Origin of the sequence: Shimia sp. (assembly GCF_039969785.1) — a bacterium.
Taxonomy (GTDB): Bacteria; Pseudomonadota; Alphaproteobacteria; order Rhodobacterales; family Rhodobacteraceae; genus Shimia.
On the sequence record NZ_JBDVNC010000047.1, the window covers coordinates 46,833 to 56,527 of the forward strand.

Genomic DNA, 9,695 nt, shown 5'->3' on the forward strand with positions numbered 1-9,695 from the left:
GTACCCCTTAGCATTTAAACAGATAGACAGTGACCCATGACCGATCCTATTTTTTCCTTTGATCCCGAGATCATTCCTGATCCCATTCGACAAAGCAAAGGAGATCGGCACATCCTATGCCGAGACCTATCAGGCCGGTCAGCCCGATAGTCACATCTGCATCGACAACTTCCTACCCGAACCCGTCCTAGAGAACGTGATCGCGGATCTGGGTATATTGCCCGCCCCTGAATCCAGCTTTGGGCGTGCACAGGAAAACCTGAAATCTTCCTATATCCCAGAGCGTCTTCCGTCCTATACGAAGAATCTCTTTTACGCGTTCAATTCACGCCCCTTCATTCTGTTCCTCGAAGAGATGACAGGAATCAAAGGCTTGATCCCCGATCCTTATTTCATGGGCGCTGGTATCCATAAAACCCAGAATGGTGGGCATTTGAACATCCATGCGGATTTCAACCTGCACCAAATGATGCAGGTCGAGCGCCGCCTGAATATTCTGATCTATCTGAACCGCGACTGGCAGACCGAATGGGGCGGTAACTTTGAGATCTGGGAAAACGACATGTCTGCCAAGGTCAAAAGTTTCACGCCGACCTTCAACCGCATGGTCTGTTTTTCAACCGGTTCGAACACGTTCCATGGCAACCCCGAACCAATGAACCACCCCGATGGTGAAGCGCGTCAATCGATTGCGCTGTATTACTACACCGCCACCTGGGGTCCGGATCGCAAATCCCACACGACGCTGTTCAAACCGCGCCCCGGCACCGAAGATCAAGCAGACAGCGTGATCGCACGCCGTGCCATCATGAAGGACATCCTGCCCCCCATCGTTTACCGCCGGATCGGATATCACCTGCGCAGAGTCGGATTCTGATCAGGTGCTGGCTGGGCTCGCCGCACATATCGGACATCTCTATCCGCTAAAGTCCGGGTGTGGGCCCCTTGCCAATTCCAGGCTGTTTCGATGGCTTGACCCAGCGGGCGGGCCGGATGGCATTGCCTCTGTGACAGGCGGGCGCGCCGTGGTCCCTGCGGGTGATTATGTCGGACGCTCCATGCGCTTTGTCGGGGACCTTGATCCCAAAGTGTCATGGGTGGTCGACCGAGTACTGAACTCTGGCGATATCGCCCTTGATATAGGCTCTAATCTTGGGCTTGTGTCCTTGCGCATGGCCGCGCGGGTCGGCCCTTCGGGGCAGGTCCATGCCTTTGATCCGCAACCGCGTATGCAGGTTTATTTTCGCCGCACGCTGGATCTGAACCCGGATTTGCCGATCACCCTGCATCCCATCGGCCTCGGCCCTGAAAGCACCACACTGGAATTGGCTATCCCGCTCAACAATTCTGGCTCTGCGTCGCTGTCGACCCAGTTTGAAAACCTGCCCGGCACAGAAACCGTGCAGGTGCCTGTCGAACCGCTCGACAACTATGCCCAAACGGCCGGGATCACACAGGTCAAGATGATCAAAATGGATGTCGAAGGCTTCGAGACCCAAGCCCTGCAAGGGGCGCATACCTTTCTGGGGCAGACCCGCCCTGCGGTTATCCTGCTTGAGGAAAACGCCCCTGACCCGGAAACTGGTCTGTCCCCTGCCCTCGAGCTATTACAGGCGCGAGATTACACCCTTATACACCCTGCCTCGTGCACTGTGGACTGTGCGTCTGGCCCCCCTCTCTGAACACGCGACAGCCCATGATTATGTCGCCGTCGCCCCGGACGCCCCGGACGCCCCGGACGCCATTCGCAGTGCTTTGGGCATAAACTAAGATCACAGTTTCGAGATCATGCCATTGTTACAAATAGTTACATAAGGGTACACTGGATTACATTGGCCCTGATCTGTTAAAATAAATTGGCAAATGGTCTTTTTTAGGCCATATCGTTCGGTCAAATGCTTTAGTTGAAATTTATTGAGAGCGCGTGGGTTAATGTCGACAGTTGAGCAAGTCTCAAAACAATCGAAGATCGCAAACGATTTCCTGCATTGGGGCAGCTTCTGGCTGATCGTGATTACGCTTGGAGCCGTTGTTTTCTTTTATGAAGGCATCGAAGCCTTGTTGGTTGCGTGGCAATTGCCCGAATACAGTCACGGTCCCCTGATCCCCATTCTGTCGGGATTGCTGTTCCTACGCCAACTCAAAATGGTGCCCGAGCACCACGGCGCTATCAAAAACCGCTGGCCCGGTGTCGCGCTGATCCTGTTTGCGGTCCTGATGGGCACGCTGGGTAAGCTCGCCAATATCGATGATATCGTAGCCTATGCGCTGATCCTGTGGGTTGGTGGCCTGCTGCTGGTCAGCTTTGGCTGGCAAACCGGCAAGCATTTCTGGCCCCCCGTTGTGCACCTGGTTTATATGCTGCCCCTGCCCGGCGTGATCTATTACAAGATGACCACATGGCTGCAGTTTATTTCCTCTGAGCTTGGGGTTTGGTTCCTGAAGCTGATGGCCGTTCCGGTGTTTCTGGACGGTAACATCATCGATCTGGGCATCACCAAACTGCACGTGGCCGAGGCCTGTTCGGGTCTGCGCTACCTGTTCCCGATCCTCAGCTTTTCCTACATCTTCGCTGTCCTCTATCGCGGTCCAATGTGGCACAAGGCTGTGTTGCTGATCTCGGCGGCTCCGATCACGGTTCTGATGAATTCGGTTCGGATCGGCATTGCCGGATATGTTGTGAACCACTGGGGTGTCAGCTGGCTCGACGGCTTTACGCACTTTTTCGAAGGTTGGGTGATCTTTGTTGCCTGTATCCTTCTCTTGTTCGCGCTGGCCCGCATCATGTTGTTCTTCAACCGCCAAAAAATGAGCCTGGTCGAAGCGCTTGATCTCGATACGGACGGCCTGATGACGCAAGCGATGCGCCTGCGGTTGGTGCAACCGTCAAAAGCGTTGATCGTATCCGCAATGGTTCTTGTGGTCGGGACATTGACATGGGCCGCTTTGCCGGATCGTGGCGATATACGCGTCCCACGCGACAGCTTTGCTATCTTCCCGCGCACGCTGGGTGAATGGTCACAATCAGGCCCGCGCGAATTCCTGAACCCTCATGTGGAACGGGTGTTGGCGGCGGATGATTATCATCAGGTGAACTTGGCCAAACCCGGTGTTGAGACGACTGTGGGCTTGTTCATGGCTTGGTATTATGACCAATCCGCAGGCGGCGTACATAGCCCCGAAGTGTGTCTGCCCGGCGCGGGTTGGGAAATCGCATGGCTGGAACGGACGGACATCACCGCTGAAATGAACAGCGACACCCCTTTCCAAATCAACCGGGCGATCATCCAAAAGGGTGAATCCCGCATGATGGTCTATTACTGGTTCGAACAGAAAGAACGCCGGATTGCCTGGGATTTTGCGGCCAAGTACTGGCTGATGGTGGATGGTATCCGCACAGGTCGGACCGATGGGGCGCTGGTGCGTCTGACAACATCGATTCAACCCGGCGAAGATGACTCCGCTGCCGAAACCCGCCTGAACGAAGTGTTGAAAGAATTGCAAGGCCCACTGCCACGATTCATTCCAAAAGGGTGATCTAAGGACCAAGTTCGTTGATCTGGAGCGCTTTTGCCAATAGAGGCAAAGCGTGACAGTGACAGAACACATAAGCCACCCAGGGCAGGTCTTGGGCGACCTCGTTGCGATCAATTCGCTGCGCACCATCGCCTTTACCATGCTGGTCAGCTACCATGTGGTGGGTCTGGGAACCACCAGTGGGCTTGGCCTTGATTACCCGCATTTCCTGCGGTTTTACGCAGATTATCTGATCCATGTGCGGATGCCGATCTTTGCTGTGATCGCCGGGTTTGTGTATGGGATGCGCCCTGTACACTTACCCGATTACGGACGCTTTATCGGAGGTAAGGTTCGCCGTCTTCTGATCCCCGGCGCCATTGCCGCCTTGGTCTTTGCCTTAGCGGGAACGCTGATGGGCAATCGGTTTGGCCGCACCCCCACCGACATCTGGGAGATCTTTTTCTTTCCCTATGCACATTACTGGTACCTGCAAACGATGATGGTGATCTTTGTGGGCAGCGCCTTGGCGGATGCCCTGCTTAAGGGGCGTCACACACATTGGCTGTTTCTCGGGGCCTGTGCCTTTTCGCTGTCCAGCGTCTGGCCACCTGTGTTCTTTTCTTTGCGCACCGTACCGTTCTTGTTGCCATTCTTCTTGTTTGGCGTGGTGCTCTATCGCAATTTCAATCTGTTTTATCAGGCCCGCACCCTGGTGATGGGCCTGTGTCTGCTTGCGGTCTTGGGGGTATCTTACCTGCAGGCCCAGCATTACTGGGCTGAGGGCACGCTGATGTTGGGCCGCCGCACGCCAAGCGCGTTGGTCTTTGGTGTGGCAGCCTGTACCTTGTTGTTTCTGGCCATGCCGCGGATCGCCCTGCTGGACCGTTTGGCACCCTTTGCATTCACCATCTATCTTTACCACATATTTGGCACATCCGGCATGCGCGAAGTGCTGGAAAAGCTTGGCGTGGATGCATTGATGCTCAAAACAATCTTGGGCCTGATCGCTGGGATCGCGTTGCCCATCGTCGTTCACAAGCTTGCCGAGAAAACAGGCCTGACACGCCGCCTTGTCTTGGGCTTGCGCTAATAAACTCAATCACCGGCTGTTTTCATCTGCCAGCAGATAGGCGCGCGGCAGATGCGACAGCACACAGGGCATTCTCCACCCCCATGCTTCCGGACAAGAGAGGCAAAACGCTTCATGCAATAGGTATGATCCCGCGTTCTTCCAGGAGATCGACGACATCCTGAAACGACAGCGGAAACCGCAGGTACCACCGCACGGCGCAAAGGATGATATCACGTGGAAAACGGTGGTGTTTGAACGGGGATCTACGTGGCATACTCAGCCCCAAAAGCACAGAGCTCGCCGAAACCGCCGATTTCTTAGGAAGGGGCGTGTACTTCACAAAGGATGCAAGGTGAAGTACGCGCTTATCGCCGAACACCGGTCCTAATTTCCGGTACGCAGGATGTGCCCTTGCCTCAGCATTCATCCTAGGGTCATGCAATAGTTCCTCTGCTAATGAGTGACGGCTACACTTGGTGAAATGCTTGCAAAAGTTGTGATTTTTTAATCCGTGGTGGCCTGCTTTTGTCGTGATTGGGCCACAAAACAATTGCGAAGTGCCCCTGGTACTTTTGAAATCACTCCGAAGGTACGTAAACGGGATCTTGCCGATGGGAAAACTCCCACCAATTCGCCAATCTCCGAACGCGAAGTTTACCGTCCACTCAGGCGGAACAATGCTTATCAAAACGAGCTCAAAAACGCCTTGGGAATCCGTAAGATAGGGGGAAACCGAACTTTTTTTCGTCATAATTTGACCGCTTCGACACCATAGTCTACGCAGGACTCTGCCGATTTAAGGGGGGCGAATTACATCTGACACAACCCTGCCCTATTTTCGTCCTCATCTACTCCACTTCACGCCTCACTCAGGACCTAAACAAATCTTAAGAATTAAAACTCATGGTTGTGTAACCACCGCTTAAGCAGTGGGTGAAAGAACCATGTCGTTTTTTACTCGTGTCTCCTTGCTCGGAACGCGGGTTCGCTATGCGCCTGTGCGAGCAAGTATGAGGAAATGCGCTTAATGTCTGACTCTCTTTCTTCGACCCTATTCTCGAACCCTCTTCCTGCCGCCATACCAGAGTCTGAAAGCGCCTCAGAGACTGATACGGACTCGGATAATACGGGCTTAGATGTAGGAATTGATCAACCAATATCCTCTGTCGAAGCCATGTCTGCAGCCCCCGAATTTGAAACCACATCTGCTCAGGAAGAGGCTCCGACCGAATATCTGAGCACAGGCAACCTTATGGCAGGACGTGTCACCGTTCTGCAGCCTGAGGGCTATGAAACTGCGCAATCCGTCACGATCGTCGAACAACCCGAATTCGGACATGCCTCGATCAACCCCGATGGGACCATTTCACTTGTTCTGACCGACGCCGCGCAAACCGGTTCGGTTTCGTTGAGCTATCAGATCATTCAGGCCAACGGCGCCATCGACGTTGTGAATGAAACCCTAGACATCGAAGAAGGCACGCAGGTGGCCGGATGGGCACAGGGTAACCACTATATGCTGGCCACAGACGAAGACGATCGCGTCATCGTTGAGACCGGTGAAAATCACCGCAAAGTATTTGTCTCTAACAGCGAAGACGCATTGACGCTAGACGACATTGCCGCTCGCGAAGGGATCGATTTTGGTGATGTGACGGACCTTCTCAACAACCCTAGCAGGGCCATTCAGGTCGGCCGCCAGATCGAAGCGTTGCTGGACGACTATGGTGCATCTGAAGACATGGCTCTGGCTCCAGATGCTGGTATGGCTCTATGGTATGCGACCACGTGGTCGCAATCTGAGCCCAACTCGAACTGGTTGCTGTTCGAAAGTGGCTATGAATACGACAATCTAGGTCAGGTGGTATCCCGCGAAACCTTCGGCGAAGACCCCTTGCACCCTGTCCACATCACATCCTGGGGTGAGGGTGAAAAGCCAATCATCAATTCCGAGATTAAAATCTGGCAAAAGCAATCCGAAAACATTGTGCTATCCGACCTGCATCTAAAGGGTGGTTTCAACGGATTGACTGGCAAGAACATCATCCTTGAAGACATCGAGTTCAGCGGAACTGGTGCGGCCATTCAGCATGCCGAAGGCGTGACCCTCCGGCATACAGAATTTTACGATATCTTCTATGAAGAAGTGAGAGAGGGATTCGATGATTGGGCGCCCCATTCCCACCGCACCGGCGGCCTGTACGTAGGCAATGCGGATGGTATACTGCTGGAGAACATCGTCGTCAGCCACACAGGTTGGGAAGAAGGCTATGACCCCAATGGCAGTGCCGATTACGGCCAGCCCCCAAGTCAATACAGCCACAACATTTACATACAGCGCAGCGTAACAGATTTCACTTTCCGCGACAGCGTTTCAGCAGAAGCTGCGTCGTTTGGAATACATGCCAAAAGCGGCGGCTTTCTGGACGGCAACCTGTTCTTCGAAAACAACGCGGGTTTCTCCGCCCTTGGTGGGAACTCTGACGGCTATAACGATGCGCAGGGCAACTACAGCCTTGTACTCGACAATGTTGTGACCTCAGCGGCGCATAAAGGGGCCTTTCAGATTGGAGCTCTGGCCAATGGATTTTACAGTGCAGGCAACGATTCAAGCCTTATCGGCAACGTTGTCGCGCACTTGGCTGATCCAAACGATCCCGATGATCTGGCAGCCAAGGAAATCAACTCGGGCAGCGGTATCTATCTGCGCGACCCGTTCTATGACGACACCATCATCTACAACTGGCACAGCCGCCGGAACGTTGAAATCGGCAACTCTGACGATTTCGAGCTGAACGTAGACGACTTGGATCCAGAACTGGCCGATCAGACCACGATCCAAAATCTGGCCAAACTGGTCCTGAACGATCCGAACGCCGACCAACACGATCTGGCTGAATACATCAAACATAACGATGTGTCCGTAGAAGAACTGATCGCCTATTTCCAACAGGGCTTCGGTGTCAATGATGGGTCAATTCGCACAACCAACCAGACTCTGACCTTTGAACCCGATGAACGGGGTGACGGGGTCCGCTGGGACAACCGCCTGAACTGGAGCACGGAAGACGACGTCCTGAACGGCGATTCAATCGATCTGGCCGGAAACTGGGTCAATTACAGCGGCACATTCCGTATCAACAATATGACCCTGGGCGAAGATGGCACATTGGCCGTCGCACAAGGGCGCTTGACCATAGACGGCACACTGACAGGGGGCTCAGACAGCGCCATCAACGTGTCATACGCCGGACAACTCTGGCTGACGGGTGATCTTTCGGGTGCGTTGCACTTTGATGTGTCAGGCGGACGCTTTGTCAACACGGTCGATACAGGTTCAGCAGATCCGCTGACCATCAACATTTCAGGCGGGCAGGCCATTCTGGCCACAGCTGGCGCGACATTCAACCTATCCGGTGGCGACATCCTGACCGTTGAAGGCAGCGCGGCGAATCTGGGCTTTGACGGCGAAACCGGTGGCCTGGCTCTGTTGGCCTTTGACACCAATGCAGAACTCCATTTCGATGCAGACAGCGGCGGTTTCTCAACCATTCGCGAATTCCGCTCTGGTGCCTTCGGGGACGCGCCCAACGTGGCCTCACACGTCGACTTTGGGAACAGCACACTGGTTATCGACCTGTCCGATGCAGCCGGATTGGCTGGCACATTCGACCTGATCACGGTTGACCAGCTTGTCGGCGAATTCCAAGATATCCAAGTGCAGGGGCTTCCGAGCAACCAAGATGCCAACCTGCAGATCGATTACGTAAACGACACGGTGACCATCACCCTTACAAACGGTGGTTCGGGGGCTGTAACGTCCAGAACGATAACCGCAGACGGCGTAAACGATGGCACCAGCATCACCACCGACATCCCCGAAGACGAAGGGGACGCACCGGGCGACGACACTCCGGGCGACGTCCCAGCCATCGAAAACATCGCGGTCACTGGCAGTAACGGCGCGGACTACCTCCAAGGCGGTCTGGGCGATGACACGCTTGGCGGCGGCAATGGTAGCGATACATTGGTCGTGAGTGACGGCAATGACTTTGCTTATGGCAACGCCGGTGCTGATACGATCTATGGCGCAGGCGGCGACGACTTTGTCGCAGGCGGTAAAGGTGCAGACACCGTTTACGGTGGCACAGGCAACGATCAGGTCAAGGGCGGCAGAGGTCTGGATGACCTGTATGGCGGCCAGAACCATGACACGTTGTACGGCGGCGGCGGCAGTGACACATTGTACGGCGGCAACGGCGATGACATCCTTGTGGGCGGCGGTGGAGCCGACACCCTGACCGGTGGTCTGGGCGCGGATATCTTCACCGTAGCTTCGGTCGCCCACAGCTCGTTGGCGCCAAACAAACGCGATCACGTTCTCGACTTCTCACAAGACGAAGGGGATTTGATCTCACTCAGTGGATTTGACGCAAACACCCTAACGGCTGACATCAACAGCTTCTCCTTCGTCGGCGAAGGAGACACGGAAGGGGCGGGCACGCTGTCCTTCACACAGTCAAACGGCATCACAACTGTGATGGCTGATATTGATGGTGGCGGTGCAGATCTATCGATCACGATCCAGGGTGAAATCAACCTGACCGAAAGCGACTTTGTTCTCTGAACTTAGATTTTCGTGATTTCGCACGCGAAACGAAAACCTCCAAGAGGCTGAATTTAAACTACTTTTCAGACTTCTTATCGGAATTCCCAGACCGCGCAGCAAACCATGCACGCAGATCTGCAGCCAACGCATCATCCACACCCCGACCACGCAGAACCATGCGGCCTTGCTTTTGTTCCAGCATCACACCCGGCGCGATCTCAATTGGATCGACTGATGTGCGCGGAGCAGGGGCGGCGCCTTTCTTTAATGCCCGTTCAAGACGGGCGCGTTCTTCTGTGGCATCTGATGCAGGTGTTTTGCGCAACGCATCGCGCAGCCGGTTGCCCATCGGCGCATCTGCTTCGATCGCACTGGCCAAGGCCAAGCCCAGTTTTTCAGGGATCGCCGCGGGAAACCGCAAGGCGCCGTCCAGCACGCGGTGCAGCACCACGAATTTCAAGATCTTGGAGCGTTTCGGAGCCGGAGCATTTGCAA

The 9,695-nt window shown here is 54.7% G+C and carries 5 protein-coding genes and 2 pseudogenes; 5 read left to right on the plus strand and 2 right to left on the minus strand.

Annotated elements, in window-relative coordinates:
• Nucleotides 1-58 precede the first annotated feature (58 nt).
• The 4 genes from ABJI08_RS20760 (at nucleotide 59) to ABJI08_RS20775 (ending at nucleotide 4,609) form a co-directional block, all read left to right on the plus strand.
• A complete protein-coding gene (locus ABJI08_RS20760) occupies nucleotides 59-877 on the plus strand; it encodes a 2OG-Fe(II) oxygenase (RefSeq protein ID WP_348398756.1) in 819 nt (272 codons plus the stop codon).
• 4 nt (nucleotides 878-881) lie between these two features.
• On the plus strand, nucleotides 882-1,682 hold the full coding sequence (locus tag ABJI08_RS20765) for an FkbM family methyltransferase (RefSeq protein ID WP_348403758.1): 801 nt from the start codon (nucleotides 882-884) through the stop codon (nucleotides 1,680-1,682).
• Nucleotides 1,683-1,932: 250 nt separating this feature from the next.
• Nucleotides 1,933-3,537 carry a VPLPA-CTERM-specific exosortase XrtD gene (gene xrtD, locus ABJI08_RS20770; protein WP_348398754.1) on the plus strand — a complete coding sequence of 535 codons (1,605 nt, stop codon included), beginning with the start codon at nucleotides 1,933-1,935 and terminating at the stop codon, nucleotides 3,535-3,537.
• A gap of 58 nt (nucleotides 3,538-3,595) precedes the next feature.
• Complete coding sequence (locus tag ABJI08_RS20775) at nucleotides 3,596-4,609, plus strand: acyltransferase (protein ID WP_348403759.1); 1,014 nt, start codon at nucleotides 3,596-3,598, stop codon at nucleotides 4,607-4,609.
• A 127-nt stretch (nucleotides 4,610-4,736) separates the two neighbouring features.
• Here the strand turns inward: ABJI08_RS20775 and ABJI08_RS20780 are convergent.
• A pseudogene (locus ABJI08_RS20780) lies at nucleotides 4,737-4,865 on the minus strand (IS6 family transposase); the annotation flags it as partial.
• A gap of 900 nt (nucleotides 4,866-5,765) precedes the next feature.
• Between ABJI08_RS20780 and ABJI08_RS20785 the strand changes: the two are divergent.
• Entirely contained in the window at nucleotides 5,766-9,218 is a 3,453-nt protein-coding gene (locus tag ABJI08_RS20785; RefSeq protein ID WP_348403760.1) for a calcium-binding protein, read from the plus strand.
• A gap of 58 nt (nucleotides 9,219-9,276) precedes the next feature.
• Here the strand turns inward: ABJI08_RS20785 and ABJI08_RS20790 are convergent.
• Nucleotides 9,277-9,695 (minus strand): annotated as a pseudogene (locus ABJI08_RS20790) (hypothetical protein); the annotation flags it as partial.